Raw genomic sequence first — 20,755 nt, forward strand, 5'->3', positions numbered from 1 at the left:
CCGCGCGCGGGCGGGTGGTTCAGGTGGCATTGTACTTCGCGGTGAGGGCGGGGCGGCAGGGTCGATTGCCGTGAGCTTGGCGCTGAGCGCGGTTCACGCGCCTTCGGCAACGTCGAAGCGCGGAACTCAAAGCCAGTCCGCGACGCCGCCGTGCCGTGAACAGGTGCCGCTGCGATGCCGGCTAAAGCTGTAGGTGCCGTCGCGGCAGCGCGCGGTGGCGCCTTGCGGCACCTTGCCGGACAGGGAGCGGGCCGGCGCGTGAACCGTGTTGCCGTCGCGGTTGGTGTAGCTGTCGTGATTGCTGAGGTTGGATTCGTCGGGTGAGGTGCCCGGAGCGACGTAGGCAAACGCCGACGAGGCGCTGAACAGCAGGGCCACCGCGATGGCGGCGTAAGCACGGAAAGGGCTAACGGTGACGCTTTTCATGGTCTCCTTGCATTGTTCTTCTTTGCGTGTGCTTCTGGCGCTCGCTCAGTTCACCCGCCGTCCCGTCGACGGATCGAAGAAATGCAGATGCCGCGCGGGCAGCGCCACTTGCAGCGCCTCGCCTGCCGCGGGCCGATGCGCATGCGGCAAGCGCACCGTTACGTCGTGTTTGCCCCAGCGCCCGTGCGCGAGGTTATCCGCGCCGAGCAACTCGCAGGAATCGACGGTGAGCGTGGCGTGCGGCGCATCCGCGTGACCCGGCGTCATGTGCTCGGGACGAATGCCGAGCGTCCATTCGCGTCCGTTGGCGAGTTCGCCGCCGATTGCAGCCGTGCCCGTCAGCGGCAGCTTCGGACCGTTGCCGGCGACTTCGAACGCCGAGCCGTCGTCGGACACGCGGCCTTCCAGCAGATTCATGCCCGGCGAGCCGATGAAGCCCGCGACGAACACCGTCGCCGGCCGTTCGTAGACTTCGGTCGGCGCGCCGATCTGCTCGGCGTGACCCTTGTTCATCACGATCACACGTTGGGCCAAGGTCATCGCTTCGATCTGATCGTGCGTGACGTAAAGGCTGGTGGTGGCGAGCCGCGCATGCAGACGCTGGATTTCGAGGCGCATCTGCACGCGCAGGCGGGCGTCGAGATTGGACAGCGGTTCGTCGAAGAGAAACACCGCCGGCTCGCGCACGATCGCGCGGCCCATCGCGACGCGCTGCCGTTGTCCGCCGGAAAGCTCACGCGGCTTGCGTTGCAGCAGCGCTTCGAGTTCGAGAATCTGCGCGGCGGCCTGCACGCGCTGCGTGATCTGCGCCCGCTCGACGCCCGCGATCTTCAGCGCATAGCCCATGTTCTCGGCCACGCTCATATGCGGATACAGCGCGTAGTTCTGGAACACCATCGCGATGTTGCGATCCTTCGGCTCCAGTCGGTTGACCACTTTGCCGGCGATCGAAATCTCGCCCTCGGAAATGCGTTCGAGTCCCGCCACCATCCGTAGCAACGTCGACTTGCCGCAGCCGGACGGGCCGACCATCACGACGAACTCGCCGTCCGCGACGTCCACGTCGATGCCGTGCAACACGAACTGTTTGCCGTCGTAGGTTTTTTTAACGCCTTGCAGAGTCAGTGCAGCCATGCTGTTTTAGCCTTTCGTTGCTTGCCGCGGCGTGCGCGGTGTTTTTCGCGTTTTTCATTGCGCGACCGACGTTCGTTCATGTGAGGCGCGGCTTACCGCGGCTCACTTTTCCGAGTCCACCAGGCCGCGCACGAACCAGCGCTGCATCGTCAGCACGACGGCGAGCGGCGGCAGCATCGCGAGCAGCGTCGCGGCCATCACGAGATGCCATTCGGTCGCGGTGTCGCCGGACGCGATCATGCTCTTGATGCCGACCACCGCAGTCGTGAGGGACTGCTGGCTCGTGATCAGGATCGGCCATAGGTACTGGTTCCAGCCGTAGATGAAGGTGATGACGAAGAGCGCCGCCATGTTCGTTTTCGATAGCGGCAACACCACGTCCCAGAAGAAGCGCATGGGCCCGGCGCCGTCGATGCGCGCCGCTTCCATCAACTCGTCGGGCAGCGTCATGAAGAACTGGCGAAACAGAAAGGTGGCGGTGGCCGACGCGATCAGCGGCAACGTCAAGCCGCTGTACGTGTTGCTCAACTGCATCGACGACACGACCTGCACGGTCGGGAAGATCCGCACTTCGACGGGCAGCATCAGCGTGATGAAGATCAGCCAGAACGCGAGATTGCGAAACGGGAAGCGGAAGAACACGATCGCGTAAGCGGAGATCATCGAGACGGCGATCTTGCCGATCGAAATCACCAGCGCCATCACCAGGCTGTTGAACAGCATGCGGCCGAACGGCGCCGCCGCATTGCCGCTGCCGCGGGCCCAGACGGTCGCGACGTTTTCGAGCAGATGGGAGCTCGGCACGAGCGAGAGCGGCACGCTGAAAATCTCGCGCTCGCTCATCGTCGCGGCGCAGAACGCGACATACACGGGAAACACCACTAGCACGACGCCGAAAATCAGCACCGCATGACAGAAGAGGTCGAAACCGCGGCGGTTCTCGATCATGAGTATTGAACCCTGCGTTCGATGAAACGGAACTGCACGACGGTCAGCGCGACGACGATCACCATCAGGATCACCGACTGCGCGCCTGAACTGCCGATGTCGAGTCCCTGGAAGCCTTCGGCGAAAATCTTGTAGATCAGCGTGCGGGTCGATTGCGCGGGGCCGCCGCCGGTGGCCGCGTCGATCACGGGGAAGGTGTCGAAGAACGCGTAGGTGATGTTGATCACCAGCAGGAAGAAACTGGTCGGCGAAAGCAAGGGCAGCGCGATGCCGAAGAAACGCCGCACGGGTCCTGCGCCGTCGATCGCGGCGGCCTCGATCAGCGAGCGCGGAATCGCCTGCAGGCCCGCATAGAAGAATAGAAAGTTATAGCTGATCTGCTTCCAGACCGACGCGAGCACCACCAGAAACATCGCCTGGCTTGCATTCAACGCGTGATTCCAGACGATGCCGTACTTCGCCAGCGCATAGGTGACGAGGCCGATGCTCGGGTTGAACAGGAACGACCACAGTACGGCGGCGATCGCGGGCGCGACCGCATACGGCCAGATCAGCAGCGTCTGATAGGTCTTGGCGGCGCGCGTCACGCGGTCGGCGCAAACGGCCAGCAACAGCGAGACCAAAAGCCCGGACAGCGTGACGAGCGTGCAGAAAATCAGCGTCGTGTTGAACGACGACAGATAGAGCGGGTCGGCGAAGAGCTGCTTGAAGTTGGCGAGCCCGACGAATTCGCTAGACGTGCCGAACGCGTCCTGGCTTTGCGTGGATTGCCACAGCGCCTCGCCGGCCGGCCACAGAAAGAACAGCAGCGTGATCGCGAGTTGCGGCGCGACGAGCAGATAGGGCAGCAGGCTGGTGCCGAAGCTGGAGCGCTTTTCCATCGAAGGTGTCCTGGGTTCGACTTGCTGCCGGCAGGGTTCCGGCGCGAAGCACGCCGAAACCCTGCCGGCTGGCGCAGCGCTTAGCTGCCGGCTTTTTCGAAGCGGCGCAGCAGTTCGTTGCCGCGCGTGACGGCGGAGTCGAGCGCTTCTTGCGGCGTCTTTTTCTGTGCCCACACCTGTTCGAGTTCTTCGTCGATGACGGTGCGGATCTGCGGCATGTTGCCCAGACGCAAGCCCTTCGTGTACGGCAGCGGCGGCTTGTTGAGCATCTGTTTGATCGCGGTGTCGCTGCCCGGATTCTTCTCGTAGAAGCCTTGCTGCTGCGTCAATTGATACGCGGCGGTGGTGACCGGCAGATAGCCCGTGTCCTGGTGCCACTTCGCGGCGACCGGCGCCGACGACAGATACGCGAGGAACGCGGCCACGCCCTTGTACACGGCCGGATCCTTGCCCGCCAGGACCCACAAGCTCGCCCCGCCGATGATCGCGTTCTGCGGCGCGCCCTTCACGTTCGCGTCGTACGGCATCATGCCGGTGCCGAAGCTGAACTTCGCGTACTTCTTGATGGTGGCGAGCGAACCGGACGAGTTCGTGATGATCCCGCAGTCGCCGCTATAGAACTTCGAGATCGGTTCGTCCTTGCGGCCGACGTAGGTGAACGAGCCGTCCTTCTGCATGTTCTGCAGGAACTGGATGTGCGCGACCTGCACCGGCTTGTTGAATTCGAGCTGCGCGTCGGCGCCGTCGAAACCATTGTTCTTCGACGCGAACGGCGCGCCGTGCCAGGCGCTGTAGTTTTCAAGCTGAATCCAGCTTTGCCAGCCCGACGAGTATCCGCACGCCATGCCCGAGGCCTTCAATTTCTGCGCGTCCACTTGCAACTCGGCCCAGGTTTTCGGCGGCTGATTCGGATCGAGCCCGGCTTTCTTGAAGGCGTCCTTGTTGTAGTACAGCACCGGCGTCGAACTGTTGAAGGGCATCGAGATCAAGTGACCGGTCTTGGCGTCGCTGTAATAACTCGCGATGGTCGGCACGAAGGCTTTTTCATCGAGCGGCACGCCGGCTTGCCTGAACACGTCAGAGACCGGGATCACGGCTTTCTTCGCCTGCATCATGGTCGCGGTGCCGACTTCGTAGACCTGCAGAATGGCCGGCGCATTGCCGCTGCGATAACCGGCGATGCCGGCGGCGAGCGTCTGGTCGTAGGTGCCCTTGAATACCGGCACGATCTTGTAGTCGCTTTGCGATGCGTTGAACGCGTTGGCGATGTCGTTCAGGCGTTCGCCCAGCGCGGCTTCCATGGCGTGCCAGAACTGGATTTCGGTGGCGGCCTGGGCGGCCTGGGTGACGCCGAGGCTCAGCACGGCGGCCACGGAAAGCGAACGGAACAGCGGCTTGCAACTCATCGATTTGTCTCCTTGGTCGACCAGCGTTAGCGCTTAGCGCTTAGTCTGGTCCCATGCAACATGCTTGCTGGGAACGGGGCGCGGATGAAACCGCGCGATTCTATTTGTGTTCGATGACAGTTCGGCGTCGATGGCCGACGAGCGGCTCGTTGCTTCGATGGCGCCGAATGCCGCAATTTAACATCGGCCGCGATGAATCGGAAAGGGACGGTGTCGCGATGCCGCCGCGGTGCGGGTGCCCCGGCGCGGTGAAGAGCGACCAAAGAAAAAGCCCGCTTGGAGCGGGCTGAGCAGGCACTTCCGGGGGCTGCCTCGAACGGCGACGGCGCCAATACGACGTCCGCCGCGCGTTGAGACCAAACCTCAAACGTTGAACAGAAAATTCATCACGTCGCCGTCGTGCACGACGTATTCCTTGCCTTCAGCGCGCATCTTGCCCGCTTCCTTCGCGCCTTGCTCACCCTTATAGGTGATGAAGTCGTTAAAGGCGATGGTCTGCGCGCGAATGAAGCCGCGCTCGAAATCGGTGTGAATCGCGCCCGCGGCCTGCGGCGCGGTATCGCCCACATGAATCGTCCACGCGCGCACTTCCTTCACGCCGGCAGTGAAGTAGGTTTGCAGGCCGAGCAGCTTGAAGCCCGCGCGGATCACGCGGTTCAGGCCCGGCTCTTCCATGCCCATGTCGGCGAGGAACACTTCCATGTCCGCTTCCTCGAGGTCGGCGATTTCCGCTTCGATCGCCGCGCACACCGCCACCACCGGCGCGTTTTCCGTCGCCGCGAATTTCGTGACCGCGTCGAGGTGCGGGTTGTTATGGAAGCCGTCTTCCTTCACGTTGGCGACGTACATGGTCGGCTTGGCGGTGATCAGGCAGAACGGCTTGAGCGTCGCCTTTTCTTCGTCCGAGAGGTCGAGCGCGCGGACCGGCTTGGCCTGGTCGAGTTGCGCGCGGACCTTTTCGAGCACGGCGGCGTTCCTGGCCGCTTCCTTGTCGTTGCCCGACTTGGCGGCCTTCGAATAGCGCGCGAGCGCCTTTTCGACGGTTGCGAGGTCGGCCAGCGCCAGTTCGGTGTTGATCACCTCGATATCCGACAGCGGGTCGATCTTGTTCGCGACGTGAATCACGTTCTCGTCTTCGAAGCAGCGCACCACGTGCGTGATCGCATCGGTTTCGCGGATGTTCGCGAGAAACTGGTTGCCGAGACCCTCACCCTTGCTCGCACCGGCCACGAGACCGGCGATGTCGACGAATTCCACCACCGCCGGCAGGATGCGCTCCGGCTTGACGATTTCGGCGAGTGCCTTCAGGCGCGCGTCCGGCACTTCGACAATGCCCACGTTCGGTTCGATCGTGCAGAACGGATAGTTCTCGGCGGCGATGCCCGCCTTGGTCAGCGCATTGAACAGGGTGGACTTGCCGACGTTGGGCAAGCCGACGATGCCGCATTTGAGGCTCATGGAAATCCTTCAGTGATTCAGTAAATTGCGTGATGCGCTCGACGCTGTGTGCAGGATTCGAAAAGCCTTCGCGTTTGGCGTGGCGGAGGAAACGCAGCGGAGCGGGACAAGACACCAGACCGGGCGTTGCCTCGGCGATTCTGGGCGAGTTTTGTCACGGAAGGCGTAATTGTAACCCGTTCGGATCGGCTTCTTGATCTGCCTCGGGTAAGCCGCGCGGCCGATCCGTCCCCCACAACCCCCACGGCTATAATGCGCGCATGAACGCACACCACCAGACCTTTGATGCCGCCGTGATCGGCGGCGGGCTCGTCGGCAAGACCGCGGCGCTCGCGCTGACGCAAGGCGGGCTGCGCGTGGCGCTGCTCGCGCAACCCTGCGCGGCGTTGCCCGCCGGCGCCGCTTTCGACTCGCGGGTCTATGCGTTGTCGTCGAGTTCGCAGGCTTTGCTGGAGCGCTTGAGGATCTGGCAGGCGCTCGACCTGTCGCGGCTCGGGCCGGTGTACGACATGCGGGTCTACGGCGACGCGCACGCCGAACTGCATTTCTCCGCGTTTCAGGCCTCGGTGCCGCAACTGGCGTGGATCGTGGAGTCGTCGGTGATCGAGCGCGCGCTGGATGCGGCGCTGCGCTTCCAGCCGAATCTCACCTGGATCGACACGCGCGCGCAGGCGCTGGACTTTACCGTCGACGGCGCGAGCGTCGGCCTCGCCAACGGCAACGTGCTCGAAGCCGATCTGGTGGTCGGCGCGGACGGCGCGCATTCGTGGGTGCGCGCGCAGATCGGTTCGAAGATGAACCGGCGCGATTACAAACAGACCGGCGTGGTCGCGAATTTCAAGGCCGACAAGCCGCACGGCGAAACCGCCTACCAATGGTTCCGGGACGGCGAGATCATCGCGCTGCTGCCGATGCCGGACGGCCACGTGTCGCTGGTCTGGTCGGCGCGCACCGAGCACGCGGAGCAACTCGTCGCGCTCGATCCGGCGCAGCTCGCCGCCGAAGTGGAACGCGTAACGGGCGGCCAGTTCGGCGCGCTCGAATGCGTGACGCCCGCGAAGGGCTTCCCGCTCGCGCTGCAAACCGTCGACCGGCTGGTGGCGCCGCACGTCGCGCTGGTCGGCGACGCCGCGCATCTGATTCATCCTTTGGCGGGACAGGGCATGAATCTCGGTCTGCGCGACGTCGCGGCGCTCGCCGAAACGGTCGCCGGCAAGGAGTCGTTTCGCCATCTCGGCGACATGGTGCTGCTGCGCCGCTACGAGCGCGCCCGCCGCGAGGACATCCGCGCGCTGATGATCGCCACCGACGGCCTGCAAAAGCTCTTTTCCGTTCCCGGCCCGTTCGCCAAGGTGCTGCGCAATACGGGCATGGCCTTCGTCGGCGCGCAGCCGTTCATCAAGCGCTGGCTGGTGTCGGCCGCGCTCGGGTAACGCGCGCTACCTCGCATGGCCGGCGCGGCGAGACGGGTATCATGCACGGACGGACGCCGTTGCGGTCAGACTGGAACCGTCGCACAACGCGCACGTCGCAAATGAAGACGTAGCAAACGCGCATGTCGCACAACGCGCAATACGCGCGATAGAACTCAGGAATTCAGCATGAAAACCCCCTTTCGCATGGTGGCCGCCGCGCTCGCCATTGCCGCTGTCACGATCGGTTGCTCGGCGCAGGCCGACCAGACCACCGACAAGCTCAAAGCCACGCTGCAAACGCGTCTCGCCGACGTCACGATCAAGAGCGTGACGAAATCGCCGATCGCCGGCCTCTACGAAGTGAACCTCGGCACGCAGATCATTTATAGCGACGCGAACGGCGATTACCTGATGCTCGGCGATATCGTCGATGCAAAGAGCCGCAAGAATCTGACCGAAGCGCGTCTGTCGGAAACCAACCGCATCGATTTCGCGAGCCTGCCGTTCGCGAACGCGGTGAAGGTCGTGAAGGGCAACGGCGCGCGCAAGATCGCCGTGTTCTCCGATCCGAACTGCCCGTACTGCAAGCAGTTCGAAACCACGCTCAAATCGGTCGACAACGTCACCGTCTACACCTTTTTGTACCCGGTGCTGTCGCCGGATTCGACCGCCAAATCGAAGTCGATCTGGTGCTCGACCGACCGCGCGAAGGCATGGGAATCGTGGATGCAGGACCATCAGGCGCCCACCGCCGCCGGCACCTGCGATACCGCGGCGATCGACAAGAACCTGGCGCTCGGCCGCGCGATGAACGTCGAAGGCACGCCCACGGTGTTCCTCGCCGACGGCCGCCGTTTGCCCGGCGCCGTGCCGGCAGACCGCCTGAATAAGGAATTGTCCGCGGTGCATTGAGCGCCGAAACCGAGCAAGGCAGCACATCGAAGCAAGGAGGCGCGGAGTGCGCCTCCTTTCACATCAAGCCCCGAACATCCCGCCTCGAATCTTCCGATCCCCGATGAAGCCGATCCGCTACAGCATCGTTCCCAGCCAACCCGCCGCCCATCTGTACGAAATCACCGTCACCGTCGCCGATCCCGATCCGGCCGGCCAGCGTTTCATGCTGCCGGTGTGGATTCCGGGCAGCTACATGGTGCGCGAGTTCGCGCGCAACATCGTCACGCTGCGCGCCTTCAACGAGGCGGGCCGCAAGGTGCGTGTCGAAAAGACCGACAAGCACACGTGGCGGGCCGCGCCGGTCAAAGGCGCGCTGACGCTGCGTTACGAGGTGTATGCGTGGGATCTGTCGGTGCGCGCGGCGCATCTCGACGATACGACGGGTTTCTTCAATGGCACGAGCGTGTTTCTCTCGCCGCTCGGCCACGAGGACGCGCCGTGCGTGGTCGACATCCAGAAGCCGGTAGGCGCCGCGTATCGCAACTGGCGCGTCGCCACCGCGCTGCCGGAAGCGCGCGGCACGAAACGTTACGGCTTTGGCGAGTATCGCGCGCAGAACTACGATGATTTGATCGATCATCCGGTTACGCTCGGCGAGTTCGAGCTTGCCACCTTCAAGGCGCATGGCGTGCCGCACGACATCGTGATCGCCGGGCGCGTGGTCGGGCTGGACATGGCGCGGCTCTCCGCCGACCTCAAGCGCATCTGTGAAGCGCAGATTGCGTTGTTCGAGCCGAAGTCGAAGAAAGCGCCGGTCGACCGCTATGTCTTCATGACGCAGGCCGTCGCCGATGGTTATGGTGGGCTCGAACATCGCGCTTCGACCGCGTTGATCTGCAATCGCGGCGATCTGCCGGTGCAAGGCCGGGACGCGCTCACTGAAGGCTACCGGACCTATCTCGGTCTGTGCAGCCACGAATACTTCCACACGTGGAATGTGAAGCGGATCAAGCCGGCCGTGTTCGCGCCGTACGATCTGAACGCGGAAAACTATACGTCGCTGCTGTGGCTGTTCGAGGGCTTCACCTCGTACTACGACGATCTGATTCTCGTGCGCAGCGGCCTGATTTCGCCGGACGACTACCTCGGCATGCTCGGCAAGGTGATCGGCGGCGTGCAGCGCGGCAGTGGCCGCCTGAAGCAGACCGTCGCCGAAAGCTCGTTCGACGCGTGGGTCAAATACTATCGGCAGGACGAAAACGCGCCGAACGCGATCGTCAGCTACTACACCAAGGGCTCGCTCGTCGCGCTCGCGTTCGATCTGACGATCCGCGCGCAAACCGGCAACCGCAAATCGCTCGACGACGTGATGCGTCTGCTGTGGCAGCGTTTCGGCCGTGACTTTTATCGCGGCAAACCGGTGGGCGTCGAGGAAAGCGAGATCGAGGCGATTTTCGCCGAAGCGACCGGCGCGCAATTGGGCGAACTGTTCGCCGAAGCCGTGCACGGGACGCGCGATCTGCCGCTCGACGCGCTCTTCGAACCGTTCGGCGTGACGCTCGCGCCCGATCTCGACAAGAACGGCAAACCGTCGCTCGGTGCGCGGGTGCGCGGCGGGGCGGATTGCACGCTGACGGCGGTTCACGACGGCAGCGCCGCGCAGAAAGCGGGCCTCTCGGCCGGCGACGTGCTGATCGCGCTCGACGGCCTGCGCGTGACCGGCTCGAATCTCGACGCGCTGCTGTCGCGCTATCTGCCCGGCGCAAAAGTGGAAATCCATGCCTTTCGCCGCGACGAACTGCGCGCCGCGCAAGTCAAGCTGGACGGGCCTGAGGCGACGCGCTACAAGCTCACGATCAGCGACAGGCGGCCCGCCGCGCGCAAGGCCCGCGAGCGCTGGCTGGCAAGCTGATCGTAATCCGTAGTGCCGTCAATCGGCGGCTGAGGGTGGCGGATTGTTCTACCAGTGCAACAATCCGTCGCCTTTCAATGGCTTTTTCCCGGGTCGGTAAAAAAACACAATGGCTCCACTCGCGCAACACTGCGCGCCCCCACTGGAGTCAACCATGACCACGATCCTGCAAATCAACTCGGCAGCCCGCTCGCAAGGCGCGAACTCGACGCTCCTCGTCAACGAACTCACCGCCAAGCTGCAACAATCGAATCCGGGCGCGCAAGTCGTCGTCCGTAACCTGCAAGCCGAACCGCTGCCGCATCTCGACGACGCCGTGCTCGGCGCGTTCTTCACGCCCGCCGACCAGCGCACGCCGGAGCAAGCCGCGATCGCCGCGCGCAGCGACGCGCTGATCGCCGAACTGCAAGCCGCCGACATCGTCGTGATCGGCGCGCCGATGTACAACTTCGGCATCTCGTCGCAGCTCAAGACGTATTTCGACTTCATCGCACGCGCCGGCGTCACGTTCCAGTACACGGCGAACGGTCCTGAAGGTCTCGTGAAGGGTAAGAAGGTCTACGTCGTGTCGGCGCGCGGCGGCAAGTATCTGGGCACGCCGGGCGACAGCCAGACGCCGTATCTCAAGACCTTCCTCGCCTTCATCGGCATGACCGACGTCAACTTCATCTACGCCGAAGGCCTGAACATGGGCCCGGACGCAGCCGGCGCCGCGCTGGCCGCCGCGCGCGAAGCGATTGCTGCCGCGTAAGCTGCGAGGGTTGCGCCGCTGCATGTGACCGCAGCGGCGAGGAATGAAGAAACGCCACGGAATACGAATTCCGTGGCGTTTTTTATGCCTTCGAGGCGTTGGCCCGTGTCGCCGGCGCGAGTGGCATTCGTGAGCGCTTAAGCCAGCGTCTGCGCTTCGTCGGGCAAGCGCCAGTCGATCGGTTGGCGGCCGTGCTTCGCCAGATACTCGTTGGCCGCCGCGAAATGCCCGCAGCCGAGAAAGCCCCGATGCGCCGACAGCGGCGACGGATGCGGCGCTTCCAGCACGTAATGCGACTTGCCGCCGAGCAACGCGCGCTTGGCCTGCGCATGCGCGCCCCACAGCATGAACACGAGGCCGTCGTGGCGCATCGCCAGTTCGTGAATCAGCGTATCCGTGCATTTCTCCCAGCCGCGTTTCGCGTGACTCGCGGCGGCATTGCGCTCGACGGTCAACACCGTGTTCAGCAACAGCACGCCTTGCCTGGCCCATGCGTCGAGGCAGCCGTGACGCGGCGGCTCGTAGCCGAGACTCGCGGCGATTTCCTTGAAGATGTTGCGCAGCGAGGGCGGCGGACGCACGGCGGGCGGCACCGAAAACGCGAGTCCGTGAGCTTGCGGGGTGCCGCGGTCTTCGCCGTGGTAGGGGTCCTGGCCGAGGATGACGACTTTCACGTCGTCCGGGCTGGTGAGGCGCAATGCGCGGAACACGTCGGTGGGATAGACGGTTTTGCCGGCGGCGCGCTCACCGTCGACGAAACGGCATAGCGGCGCATAGGCGTCGCTTTCGATGAACGGTTTGAGGTGCGCGCGCCATGCGGGAGGCAGGGCGTCGAATTGGGCTTCGAGCGTGGTCGTTGGCTGTGCGTGCGGCTGCGCGGTTGCGTTGGCCGGCGTGGCCGGAGCGTCGCCGAACAGCGAAGCCTGCGACGGCGTGGAGCGGGTGCGGGATGCGGAGGTCATGGCGGGGAAGTGTCGCAGCAAACGCGTTGGGGCTCAAGGTGCGTTTGCCGTGCGGGTTTGTGTCGCGGAGTCAGCTCGCTCGCAATTGATAACCGCGTTGGGCCTTGCTGATGTCGTCGGGAGCGAGGCCGGCGACCTGCTTGCCGAGTTCCGCCGCCAGCGCGTGCAGTGCGGCTTCATCGCCGGATTTCAGTTCCAGCTCGATTTCGGAGATCGGCGCGCGGCGGAGTTCGCCGTTCACTTGAGCCAGAACGTCGCCCTGGTCGATCGCGGCCTCGACTTTCGATCCGTCGATCGCGACATGCCACAGCGTGCGCGTGAAATTCGTGCGGAACAGTTCGATCAGTTCCGGCGCAGCCTGGCGCAGCGCTTGCCCGGCGGCCGGCTCGTCGCACTCGTGCAGCAAGGCGTCGATCTCCAGCTTTTCGCCCGCCACGGGCATTTCCCATTCGTGCCGGCTGTGCAAACCACCCTTTGCGAGACCCACCGTCTTGAACGTTTGCAACCAGCCGTCCGGCGTATGCCGCAGACGCAGCGCGCTTTTCGAACTGGCGAGCGTCAGCCGAGGCGTGTCGAAGTAAATATTCGACAGCTTGACCGCGCGGCCCGCTTCACCAGTGCGCTCGACGAACCACTGCGTCGCCGCTTTCACCTGACTCGCCGGCAGCGCCAGCTTGATTTCGCGTTCCATGCCCATGACGTGCTCCGCTACCTCTGCCGTGTGCCGACCCCGCGCCTAGAAAAACATCCGGGCCAGTTCCACGCCCGGTTCTTCCGCACGCATGAACGCCTCGCCGACGAGGAACGTATGCACGTCCATCGCCCGCAACCGGTCGACATCGACGCGCGACAGGATGCCCGATTCGGTGACGACGATGCGGTCGTCGGGAATCGATTCGAGCATGCCGATGGTCGTCTCGATCGACGTTTCGAAGGTGCGCAGATTGCGGTTGTTGATGCCGATCAGCGGCGTTTTCAGCGTGAGCGCTTCCATCAGTTCGCGGCTGTCGTGCACCTCGACCAGCACCGCGAGGCCCAGCGAATGCGCGAGCGCTTCGAGGTCCTGCATCTGCGAGGTAGCGAGCGCGGCGGCGATCAGCAGGATCGCGTCGGCGCCCATCGCGCGGGCTTCGACGATCTGGTACGGATCGACGATGAAGTCCTTGCGCAGCACCGGCAGGCCGCACGCGGCGCGCGCTTCCTGCAGATACGCGACGCTGCCCTTGAAGAACTGCACGTCCGTGAGCACGGACAGGCAGGCCGCGCCGTGCTTCTCATACGAACGCGCGATCTCGGCCGGCACGAAGTGCTCGCGCAGCACGCCCTTCGACGGGCTGGCCTTCTTCACTTCGGCGATCACCGCGGCGAGCCCCGCCGTGTGCTTCGCGCGCAATGCGCCGACGAAATCGCGGATATCGCGCGCCGACGCTTCGAGGCGCAGTTCTTCGAGCGGCGCGCTCTGTTCGGCCGCGCGCACTTCTTCGCGTTTGACCGCGATGATGCGGTCGAGGATGTCGCTCATGAGTATCTCGCTACGAAAATGACTGCTTGAATTGCTGGGTGAAGCGGATCAGTTCGTCGACCTTCGCGCGCGCCTTGCCGCTGGCGATCGCTTCGCGTGCGAGCTGAATGCCGTCCGCGATCGACGCGGCCACGTTCGCCGAATAGAGCGCCGTGCCCGCGTTCAGCGTGACGATTTCGCGCGCGACGCCCGGCTTGTTGTCGAGCGCTTCGAGCAGCATCACCTTGGATTCGGCGGCGTCGGCCACTTTCAGCGTGCGGTTCGACACCATCTGCATGCCGAAGTCCTCGGGATGAATCTCGTACTCGTGGATCTGGCCGTCGCGCAACTCGCCGACTTGCGTCGCCGCGCCGAGCGAGACTTCGTCCATGCCGTCCATGCCGTACACCACCAGCACATGCTTCGCGCCGAGGCGCTGCATCACGCGCACCTGAATGCCGACGAGGTCGGCATGAAATACGCCCATGAGCTGATTCGGCGCGCCGGCCGGATTGGTGAGCGGCCCGAGGATGTTGAAGATGGTCCGCACGCCGAGTTCGCGGCGCACCGGCGCGATGTTCTTCATGGCCGGATGATGGTTCGGCGCGAACATGAAGCCCATGCCGGTTTCCGCGATCGACGCCGCCACCTGTTCCGGCTGCAGGTCGATATTCACGCCGAGCGCCTCGAGCACGTCCGCGCTGCCCGACTTGCTCGACACGCCGCGATTGCCGTGCTTCGCAACCCTGGCGCCCGCCGCGGCGGAGACGAACATGGTCGCCGTGGAAATGTTGAAGGTGTGCGAGCCGTCGCCGCCGGTGCCGACGATATCGACGAAATTCGAGTTGTCCTGCACCTCGACGTGCCGGGCAAATTCTCGCATCACCGTGGCGGCGGCGGTGATTTCGCCGATGGTCTCTTTTTTGACGCGCAAGCCGGTGATGATCGCCGCCGACATCACGGGCGAGAGTTCGCCGCGCATGATGAGCCGCATCAGATGCAGCATTTCGTCGTGGAAAATCTCGCGGTGCTCGATGGTCCGTTGCAGCGCTTCCTGGGGCGTAATCGACATGATGTCGTCTCTCTTCATCAAGCGGTGCGGTGGGTGACGGCGGACTTCGACTGCTTCACGAAGTTTTCGAGCAAGGCGTGGCCGTGTTCGGACAGGATCGCTTCCGGGTGGAACTGCACGCCTTCAACCGCGAGTTGCTTGTGGCGCACGCCCATGATCTCGCCGTCCTCGGTCCATGCGGACACTTCCAGGCACTCGGGCAGCGACTCGCGTTCGATCGCGAGCGAGTGATAACGCGTGACGGCGAAGTGCCTGGGCAGATCGGCGAACACGCCCTTGCAGTCGGTTTCGATCGTGCTCACCTTGCCGTGCATGATGGTCTGCGCGCGCACCACGCGGCCGCCGAACGCCTCGCCGATCGCCTGATGGCCGAGGCACACGCCGAGAATCGGCGTCTTGCCGGCGAATTCGCGCAGCACGTCGAGCGTGATGCCGGCGTGTTGCGGATTGCTCGGACCCGGCGACAGGCAGATGCGCTCGGGGTTGAGCCTCGCGATTTCGTCCAGCGTGATTTCGTCGTTGCGGTAGGTGCGCACGTCCTCGCCGAGTTCGCCGAAGTACTGCACCAGGTTGTAGGTGAACGAGTCGTAGTTGTCGATCATGAGCAGCATGGTCTGTCTCCGGTCAGAAGTCGCTGTCGAGGCCGTCTTGCACCTGCTCGGCGGCGCGCAGCACCGCGCGCGCCTTGTTCTCGGTCTCTTGCCATTCGGACTCGGGCACGGAATCCGCGACCACGCCCGCCGCCGCCTGAACATACAGATTGCCGTTGGCGATCACGCCGGTGCGGATCGTGATGGCCAGATCCATCTCGCCGGTGAACGACAGGTAGCCGACCGCACCGCCGTACAGGCCGCGCTTCACGGGTTCGAGTTCGTCGATCAGTTCCATCGCGCGGACCTTCGGCGCACCCGACAGCGTGCCGGCCGGGAAGGTGGCGCGCAGCACGTCGAAATTGGTGGTGCCGGGTTTCAGCTTGCCTTCCACCGAGCTTACGATGTGCTGCACGTGCGAGTACTTTTCGATCACCATCTTGTCGGTGACGACCACCGAGCCTATCTGCGCGATGCGGCCCACGTCGTTGCGCGCGAGGTCGATCAGCATGACGTGCTCGGCGATTTCCTTCGGATCGTTCAGGAGTTCGGTGGCGAGTTCGGCGTCGCGTTCCGGCGTGTTGCCGCGCGGACGCGTGCCGGCGAGCGGCCGGATCGTGACGATGCGGTCCTCGCCGCGCTTTTCCTGGCGCACCAGGATTTCCGGCGACGCGCCGACCACATGGAAGTCGCCGAAGTTGTAGAAGTACATATACGGCGACGGATTCAGCGAGCGCAGCGCGCGATACAACGAGAGCGGATTGTCGCGGTATGGTTTGGTCAGACGTTGGCCGACCTGCACCTGCATCAACTCGCCCGCGGCGATGTATTCCTTCGCCTTGCGCACGGCGGTCAGATAGTCGTCTTTCGCGAATTCGCGGTAGGTGTCGGTGCGCACGCTCGCCGACGTGACCGGCGGCTGCACGGTCGTGCGCAAACGCTGGCGCAATTCACGCAGACGCTGCCTGGCCTTCGTGTATGCCTCGGGCTGCGTCGGGTCGGCGTAGACCACGAGGTACAGCTTGCCCGCGAGGTTATCGATCACCGCGACTTCCTCAGTGAGCAGCAACTGGATGTCGGGGAGGTTCAGATCGTCTTTCGGCGCGGTATGCGCAAGCTTCTTCTCGATGTAGCGCACCGCGTCATAGCCGAAGTAACCCGCGAGGCCGCCCGCGAAACGCGGCAGCCCCGGGCGCTGCGCCACCTTGAAGCGCCCCTGGAATTGCTGGATGAATTCGAGCGGATCGCCCTCGTGCGTTTCGACCACCTTGCCGTCGCGCACCACCTCCGACACGCCGTTGCGGGTGCGCAGTAGCGTGCGCGCCGGCAATCCGATGAACGAATAGCGGCCGAAGCGCTCGCCGCCCACCACCGATTCCAGCAGAAACGAGTTGGCGCCGTTGCGCTCGCTCTGCGCGAGCTTCAGGTACAGCGAAAGCGGCGTTTCGAGGTCGGCGAGCGCCTCGGCGATCAGCGGAATGCGGTTGAAGCCCTCGTTGGCGAGGGACTGGAATTCGAGTTCGGTCATGTTCCGATCCTGTTCGTAGGTCCGGCGGCAGCGTGCGTCGGACAAAGCGGGGCATTGCGCGGCCGGTCAGCCGTTCGTTCGACGTTTCGATACGATGATACCGACCGGCGCGAGTTTCCCATCGACGCGTGCAGCGAATGTCAGCGCACAGATGTACTTTGCGGGTACACGCGGGCTGAATCAACCGGTGCAGCGAAACAAGACGATGGAAAAAAACGCGTGAGCGCAGCGAAGTAAAAAACGGTTGCCGAAGACGAACTTCAGCGTACCTCAGAGGAGGTTAGCGCGACCAGCGACGCCAGGGCCAGGCTCCCCGGTCGATGCTAATCAGACTCCGTTTTTTATTCAGAAACATGAGGATGAGGGACTTTTCAAGTCGTGGATTGGTGCGCTGCGATTGCCTTGGCGGCCTCCAGCAGCGAGGCAACTATACCATCGGATTTTATTGTTTGTATAGCTTGGCCGTGGTTGTAGCCGTATGGCACGGTAAGCGTTGCCATGCCCGCCGCGCGGCCCGCGAGCGCATCGTTTTCGGAGTCGCCGATCGCGACCGTGGCTTGCGGTTCGACGCCGAGTTGCGCCGCGGCCGTGAGCATGGGTAGCGGGTCCGGCTTCTTTTTCGGCAAGCTGTCGCCGCCCAGCACGACGCTGAAATACTGGCTGAGCCCGTACTGCCGCAGCAAGTCGACCGCGAACCGGTGCGGCTTGTTGGTCACGCAGGCGAGTTTGAGGCCGGCGTCGCGCATGGCGATCAGGCCGGCTTCGACGTCGGAATACAAGCGCGTATGCAGAACGTTGATCTTCGCGTACTCCGCCTGATAGAGCGCGAGCGCCTCGTCGAAGCGGTCCTGTGCGTGGGCCGTTTCGAAACGCGGCGCGAGCACGCTGCGGATCAGATGCTCCGAACCCTTGCCGACATAACCGACCACTTCCTCGCGCGAGGTTTCGAGTGCGTCGAGTTGCGCGAGCATGCCGTTCAGGCCGGCGGTGAAATCGTCCGCGGTGTCGACCATCGTGCCGTCGAGGTCGATGATCGCGGCTTGCAGGCGCGGGCCGGTGAACGCCGGGGCGGGAAACGGAGCAGTCATGGCGGCGGGTTTCAGTGCTCGATGCCGGCAAGCGCCGCGCGCATCTTGTCGATCACGACCTTGTGATCCGGCGCGCCGAAGATGGCCGAACCGGCCACGAACGTGTCGGCGCCGGCTGCCGCGATTTCGGCGATGTTGTCGACCTTCACGCCGCCGTCCACTTCCAGATGGATCTCGCGGCCGGTTTTTTCCTTATAGGCGTCGATCCGCTTGCGTGCTTCACGCAGCTTGTTGAGCGCCTCGGGAATGAACGATTGACCGCCAAAGCCTGGATTCACCGACATGATCAGCACGAGATCGAGCTTGTCCATCACATGGTCCAGATAATTCAGCGACGTGGCGGGGTTGAACACCAGGCCGGCCTTGCAGCCGTGGTCGCGAATCAGCGAAAGCGTGCGGTCTATGTGATCGGAGCCTTCCGGATGAAAGCTGATCAGGTTCGCGCCGGCTTTCGCGAAGTCCGGCACGATCCGGTCGACCGGGCGCACCATCAGATGCACGTCGATCGGCACGTCCACGTGCGGGCGGATCGCCTCGCAGACGAGCGGGCCGATGGTCAGGTTCGGCACGTAGTGGTTATCCATCACGTCGAAGTGAATCCAGTCGGCGCCGGCGGCGACGACGTTGCGCACTTCCTCGCCGAGGCGCGCGAAGTCGGCGGACAGAATGCTGGGTGCGATGCGGAATTGCGTCATGGCGGGAGGCGGAGGCAAGCGGGAAAGCGCTATTTTACCGTTTTGTGCGGTTCTGAACCGGCTTGCGGGCGGCTTGCAGGCGGCTTGCGCGTGGCGCGCGTATGGTTCGCGCATGGCTGACGGGCGGTCCAAGGCCGGCTGCGGTTCGAACCGCGTGGGTGATACACCAGGTGACAAAACGCCTGAGTCGCCCTTGGCCAGAGGATTTGTCCGGTTGCGGGCGTGCCGCGCATGAAGCAGAATGCCAATCCATCAAGCGCCACTTCGCCGATGCGCCCGCAAACCATTGGCGCTAGGGCTTTCCGCGATTTTTCACACCTGTTTCACCAGATCGGAATCACGATGAGCCAGTACGAATTCAGCGTCTCGGCGCGGGTGCAATATCTGCCCGAAGAGTCGGACCCGGAGCGCCGCCAGTATGCGTTCGCATACACGCTGACTATCCGTAACAGCGGCCAGGTGCCCGCGCAGTTGATTGCGCGTCATTGGGTGATTACCGACAGCGACAATAACGTGCAGGAAGTGAAGGGCCTGGGCGTGGTCGGCCATCAGCCGCTGCTCAAACCGGGCGAGCACTTCGAATATACGAGTTGGGCGGTTATCGCCACGCCGGTCGGCACCATGCGCGGCGAGTATTTTTGCGTGGCGGAAGACGGTGAGCGTTTCGATGCGCCGGTGCCGGAGTTCATCTTGCGCATGCCGCGCACGTTGCATTGAACCGGGGGCGTAACCCGCGGTCTTTAAACAGTCCATTGCGCGGTTGAGCGCCCAGCTTTACCGCGTTTTTTGCTGCTTGGACTGTTGGTTATCGTTGGCGCGTGCGGCTTTCTTCTTGCCTGACGACGTCCACACAACGATAAAGACGAGCAGGAAGAGCGCGAGAAGCGATTCCAGCGCGAAGATGAGCATTGGGTATTCGTCGAACAGATCAGACATGGCGGTTTCCATCAAGAACGAACATTGTATGCGTTTTGTCCGCACGGCCGGAGCGTGGCTCGGGGCGCTTTCGGTTGCGGTGATGCTGGCGTCCTGCGGCGGCGGAGGCACGGTACGGCCCTCGGTCTCGCCGCCCACGGGCGCCGCGATCATACCCGGGCAGATCGCCCCGGCGCGGCTCACGGCGGTGGCCTGGCAGCAAGTGCCGGGCTGGCAAGATGATTCGCTGATCGGCGCGACGGCCGCTTTGCGGCAAAACTGCGTGAGGCTGGCGCGTCAATCGAACTGGGCTCGTGCTTGTGCCGCGGCGTCGCAAATCGACGACCTCGACGTCACCAGTGCGCGGGCGTTTTTTGAAGCCTATTTCACGCCATTCCAGCTAGCGAATAACGACGGCACGCTCGACGGTCTCGTCACCGGTTACTACGAGCCGTTGCTGCGCGGTTCGCGTACGCGGCACGGCGTGTATCAAACGGCGCTGTATCGCTGGCCGTCCGGTTATCGTGCGGGCGCGCCGCTGCCGGCGCGTGCGCAACTGGAGCGTTCCGGCGTGCTCAACGGCAACGAACTGGTGTGGGTCGACGACCCGATCGAAGCGTTTTTCCTCCAAGTGCAGGGCTCGGGGCGCATCGTGATGGAAGACGGCAGCGTGATGCGGGTCGGCTTTGGCGGCACCAACAATCAGCCGTACAAGTCGATCGGGCGGTGGCTGCTGGATCGTGGCGAACTCACGCCTTCGCAGGCCACCATGCAGGGAATCAAGGCATGGGCGCGCGCGAATCCGGCGCGGGTCGATGCGCTGCTCGATACCAATCCGCGCTTCGTGTTTTTCCGGGAGATGCCGTCCGGCGAGAGCGTGCCTGGCGGCGGCGCGGACGGTCCGATCGGCGCGCTCGGTGTGCCGCTGACGCCGGAGCGGTCGATCGCGGTCGATCCGGCGTCCATTCCGCTCGGTACGCCGGTGTTCTTGCAGACCACGCGTCCGCTGACGAACTCGCCGATGAATCGCCTCGTCTTCGCACAAGACACGGGTTCCGCGATCAGGGGCGGCGTGCGCGCCGATTACTTCTGGGGGCTGGGCGACGACGCCGGCGATTTGGCCGGCAAGATGAAGCAGGGTGGCCGGATGTGGTTGTTGCTGCCGAATTCGTGATGAGC

21 protein-coding genes are annotated in these 20,755 nt (G+C 64.0%); 6 read left to right on the forward strand and 15 right to left on the reverse strand.

Translation table 11 applies throughout. The annotated features are described in order from the left end of the window. Positions 1-126: 126 nt before the first annotated feature. The 6 genes from BUE39_RS22915 to ychF all read right to left on the reverse strand — a co-directional run bounded on the left by BUE39_RS22915 (position 127) and on the right by ychF (position 6,253). The gene (locus BUE39_RS22915; RefSeq protein WP_073430999.1) at positions 127-426 is read right to left on the reverse strand and encodes a DUF3761 domain-containing protein; all 300 of its coding nucleotides are present in this window, start codon (positions 424-426) and stop codon (positions 127-129) included. A gap of 45 nt (positions 427-471) precedes the next feature. After that, the gene (locus BUE39_RS22920; RefSeq protein ID WP_073431000.1) at positions 472-1,560 is read right to left on the reverse strand and encodes a sn-glycerol-3-phosphate import ATP-binding protein UgpC; all 1,089 of its coding nucleotides are present in this window, start codon (positions 1,558-1,560) and stop codon (positions 472-474) included. Positions 1,561-1,662: 102 nt separating this feature from the next. Continuing rightward, positions 1,663-2,508, reverse strand: coding sequence for a sn-glycerol-3-phosphate ABC transporter permease UgpE (gene ugpE, locus BUE39_RS22925; RefSeq protein WP_073431001.1), 846 nt, complete (start codon positions 2,506-2,508; stop codon positions 1,663-1,665). Beyond that, on the reverse strand, positions 2,505-3,389 hold the full coding sequence (gene ugpA / locus BUE39_RS22930; protein WP_073431002.1) for a sn-glycerol-3-phosphate ABC transporter permease UgpA: 885 nt from the start codon (positions 3,387-3,389) through the stop codon (positions 2,505-2,507). The genes ugpE and ugpA overlap by 4 nt, the downstream gene beginning before the upstream one ends. An 80-nt stretch (positions 3,390-3,469) precedes the next feature. Then, complete coding sequence (gene ugpB / locus BUE39_RS22935; RefSeq protein ID WP_073431003.1) at positions 3,470-4,795, reverse strand: sn-glycerol-3-phosphate ABC transporter substrate-binding protein UgpB; 1,326 nt, start codon at positions 4,793-4,795, stop codon at positions 3,470-3,472. Between the two features lie 363 nt (positions 4,796-5,158). Continuing rightward, positions 5,159-6,253: a redox-regulated ATPase YchF gene (gene ychF / locus BUE39_RS22940; RefSeq protein ID WP_073431004.1), complete on the reverse strand. Its 1,095-nt coding sequence runs from the start codon at positions 6,251-6,253 to the stop codon at positions 5,159-5,161. 260 nt (positions 6,254-6,513) lie between these two features. Between ychF and BUE39_RS22945 the strand changes: the two genes are divergently transcribed. The 4 genes from BUE39_RS22945 to BUE39_RS22960 all read left to right on the forward strand — a co-directional run bounded on the left by BUE39_RS22945 (position 6,514) and on the right by BUE39_RS22960 (position 11,225). After that, positions 6,514-7,686, forward strand: a complete 1,173-nt coding sequence (locus BUE39_RS22945; RefSeq protein WP_073431005.1) for a UbiH/UbiF family hydroxylase — start codon at positions 6,514-6,516, stop codon at positions 7,684-7,686. Positions 7,687-7,854: 168 nt separating this feature from the next. After that, entirely contained in the window at positions 7,855-8,580 is a 726-nt protein-coding gene (locus tag BUE39_RS22950; protein ID WP_073431006.1) for a DsbC family protein, read from the forward strand. Positions 8,581-8,683: 103 nt separating this feature from the next. Continuing rightward, positions 8,684-10,474, forward strand: coding sequence for a M61 family metallopeptidase (locus BUE39_RS22955; protein ID WP_073431007.1), 1,791 nt, complete (start codon positions 8,684-8,686; stop codon positions 10,472-10,474). A 154-nt stretch (positions 10,475-10,628) separates the two neighbouring features. Continuing rightward, positions 10,629-11,225, forward strand: coding sequence for an FMN-dependent NADH-azoreductase (locus tag BUE39_RS22960; protein WP_073431008.1), 597 nt, complete (start codon positions 10,629-10,631; stop codon positions 11,223-11,225). Between the two features lie 137 nt (positions 11,226-11,362). Here BUE39_RS22960 and BUE39_RS22965 read toward each other — a convergent pair whose 3' ends face one another. The 8 genes from BUE39_RS22965 to rpe form a co-directional block, all read right to left on the reverse strand. Next, positions 11,363-12,187, reverse strand: a complete 825-nt coding sequence (locus tag BUE39_RS22965; protein ID WP_073431009.1) for a uracil-DNA glycosylase — start codon at positions 12,185-12,187, stop codon at positions 11,363-11,365. Positions 12,188-12,257: 70 nt separating this feature from the next. Further along, positions 12,258-12,884 carry a CYTH domain-containing protein gene (locus tag BUE39_RS22970; RefSeq protein ID WP_073431010.1) on the reverse strand — a complete coding sequence of 209 codons (627 nt, stop codon included), beginning with the start codon at positions 12,882-12,884 and terminating at the stop codon, positions 12,258-12,260. A 39-nt stretch (positions 12,885-12,923) separates the two neighbouring features. Then, positions 12,924-13,709, reverse strand: a complete 786-nt coding sequence (gene trpC, locus BUE39_RS22975) for an indole-3-glycerol phosphate synthase TrpC (RefSeq protein WP_073431011.1) — start codon at positions 13,707-13,709, stop codon at positions 12,924-12,926. 10 nt (positions 13,710-13,719) lie between these two features. Next, positions 13,720-14,760 carry an anthranilate phosphoribosyltransferase gene (trpD, locus tag BUE39_RS22980; protein WP_073431029.1) on the reverse strand — a complete coding sequence of 347 codons (1,041 nt, stop codon included), beginning with the start codon at positions 14,758-14,760 and terminating at the stop codon, positions 13,720-13,722. 17 nt (positions 14,761-14,777) lie between these two features. After that, positions 14,778-15,371 carry an aminodeoxychorismate/anthranilate synthase component II gene (locus BUE39_RS22985; RefSeq protein ID WP_073431012.1) on the reverse strand — a complete coding sequence of 198 codons (594 nt, stop codon included), beginning with the start codon at positions 15,369-15,371 and terminating at the stop codon, positions 14,778-14,780. A gap of 13 nt (positions 15,372-15,384) precedes the next feature. After that, on the reverse strand, positions 15,385-16,878 hold the full coding sequence (trpE, locus tag BUE39_RS22990; protein ID WP_073431013.1) for an anthranilate synthase component I: 1,494 nt from the start codon (positions 16,876-16,878) through the stop codon (positions 15,385-15,387). A gap of 371 nt (positions 16,879-17,249) precedes the next feature. After that, positions 17,250-17,966: a phosphoglycolate phosphatase gene (locus tag BUE39_RS22995; protein WP_073431014.1), complete on the reverse strand. Its 717-nt coding sequence runs from the start codon at positions 17,964-17,966 to the stop codon at positions 17,250-17,252. Between the two features lie 11 nt (positions 17,967-17,977). Continuing rightward, positions 17,978-18,661: a ribulose-phosphate 3-epimerase gene (rpe, locus tag BUE39_RS23000; protein WP_073431015.1), complete on the reverse strand. Its 684-nt coding sequence runs from the start codon at positions 18,659-18,661 to the stop codon at positions 17,978-17,980. A 342-nt stretch (positions 18,662-19,003) separates the two neighbouring features. On the opposite strand from rpe, the gene apaG reads away from it, so the two are divergent. Next, positions 19,004-19,378 carry a Co2+/Mg2+ efflux protein ApaG gene (gene apaG / locus BUE39_RS23005; protein WP_073431030.1) on the forward strand — a complete coding sequence of 125 codons (375 nt, stop codon included), beginning with the start codon at positions 19,004-19,006 and terminating at the stop codon, positions 19,376-19,378. Positions 19,379-19,435: 57 nt separating this feature from the next. Here apaG and BUE39_RS35220 read toward each other — a convergent pair whose 3' ends face one another. Then, positions 19,436-19,597, reverse strand: a complete 162-nt coding sequence (locus BUE39_RS35220; protein ID WP_167363300.1) for a hypothetical protein — start codon at positions 19,595-19,597, stop codon at positions 19,436-19,438. A gap of 28 nt (positions 19,598-19,625) precedes the next feature. Between BUE39_RS35220 and mltA the strand changes: the two genes are divergently transcribed. After that, the gene (mltA, locus tag BUE39_RS23010) at positions 19,626-20,750 is read left to right on the forward strand and encodes a murein transglycosylase A (RefSeq protein ID WP_073431016.1); all 1,125 of its coding nucleotides are present in this window, start codon (positions 19,626-19,628) and stop codon (positions 20,748-20,750) included. The last annotated feature ends 5 nt before the right edge of the window (positions 20,751-20,755 follow it).

Origin of the sequence: Paraburkholderia terricola (assembly GCF_900142195.1) — a bacterium.
GTDB lineage: Bacteria > Pseudomonadota > Gammaproteobacteria > Burkholderiales > Burkholderiaceae > Paraburkholderia > Paraburkholderia terricola.

What these genes read in the sequence shown, in the direction of transcription:
- BUE39_RS22945 (WP_073431005.1), top strand. Translation starts at nt 6,514, where the DNA reads ATGAACGCACACCACCAGACCTTTGATGCCGCCGTGATCGGCGGCGGG.
- apaG (WP_073431030.1), top strand. Translation starts at nt 19,004, where the DNA reads ATGAGCCAGTACGAATTCAGCGTCTCGGCGCGGGTGCAATATCTGCCC.
- mltA (WP_073431016.1), top strand. Translation starts at nt 19,626, where the DNA reads ATGCGTTTTGTCCGCACGGCCGGAGCGTGGCTCGGGGCGCTTTCGGTT.
- trpC (WP_073431011.1), bottom strand. Translation starts at nt 13,709, where the DNA reads ATGAGCGACATCCTCGACCGCATCATCGCGGTCAAACGCGAAGAAGTG.
- BUE39_RS22985 (WP_073431012.1), bottom strand. Translation starts at nt 15,371, where the DNA reads ATGCTGCTCATGATCGACAACTACGACTCGTTCACCTACAACCTGGTG.
- BUE39_RS22995 (WP_073431014.1), bottom strand. Translation starts at nt 17,966, where the DNA reads ATGACTGCTCCGTTTCCCGCCCCGGCGTTCACCGGCCCGCGCCTGCAA.
- rpe (WP_073431015.1), bottom strand. Translation starts at nt 18,661, where the DNA reads ATGACGCAATTCCGCATCGCACCCAGCATTCTGTCCGCCGACTTCGCG.
- ychF (WP_073431004.1), bottom strand. Translation starts at nt 6,253, where the DNA reads ATGAGCCTCAAATGCGGCATCGTCGGCTTGCCCAACGTCGGCAAGTCC.
- ugpA (WP_073431002.1), bottom strand. Translation starts at nt 3,389, where the DNA reads ATGGAAAAGCGCTCCAGCTTCGGCACCAGCCTGCTGCCCTATCTGCTC.
- BUE39_RS22960 (WP_073431008.1), top strand. Translation starts at nt 10,629, where the DNA reads ATGACCACGATCCTGCAAATCAACTCGGCAGCCCGCTCGCAAGGCGCG.
- trpE (WP_073431013.1), bottom strand. Translation starts at nt 16,878, where the DNA reads ATGACCGAACTCGAATTCCAGTCCCTCGCCAACGAGGGCTTCAACCGC.
- BUE39_RS22915 (WP_073430999.1), bottom strand. Translation starts at nt 426, where the DNA reads ATGAAAAGCGTCACCGTTAGCCCTTTCCGTGCTTACGCCGCCATCGCG.
- BUE39_RS22970 (WP_073431010.1), bottom strand. Translation starts at nt 12,884, where the DNA reads ATGGGCATGGAACGCGAAATCAAGCTGGCGCTGCCGGCGAGTCAGGTG.
- trpD (WP_073431029.1), bottom strand. Translation starts at nt 14,760, where the DNA reads ATGTCGATTACGCCCCAGGAAGCGCTGCAACGGACCATCGAGCACCGC.
- ugpB (WP_073431003.1), bottom strand. Translation starts at nt 4,795, where the DNA reads ATGAGTTGCAAGCCGCTGTTCCGTTCGCTTTCCGTGGCCGCCGTGCTG.
- BUE39_RS22965 (WP_073431009.1), bottom strand. Translation starts at nt 12,187, where the DNA reads ATGACCTCCGCATCCCGCACCCGCTCCACGCCGTCGCAGGCTTCGCTG.
- BUE39_RS22950 (WP_073431006.1), top strand. Translation starts at nt 7,855, where the DNA reads ATGAAAACCCCCTTTCGCATGGTGGCCGCCGCGCTCGCCATTGCCGCT.
- BUE39_RS22920 (WP_073431000.1), bottom strand. Translation starts at nt 1,560, where the DNA reads ATGGCTGCACTGACTCTGCAAGGCGTTAAAAAAACCTACGACGGCAAA.
- ugpE (WP_073431001.1), bottom strand. Translation starts at nt 2,508, where the DNA reads ATGATCGAGAACCGCCGCGGTTTCGACCTCTTCTGTCATGCGGTGCTG.
- BUE39_RS22955 (WP_073431007.1), top strand. Translation starts at nt 8,684, where the DNA reads ATGAAGCCGATCCGCTACAGCATCGTTCCCAGCCAACCCGCCGCCCAT.
- BUE39_RS35220 (WP_167363300.1), bottom strand. Translation starts at nt 19,597, where the DNA reads ATGTCTGATCTGTTCGACGAATACCCAATGCTCATCTTCGCGCTGGAA.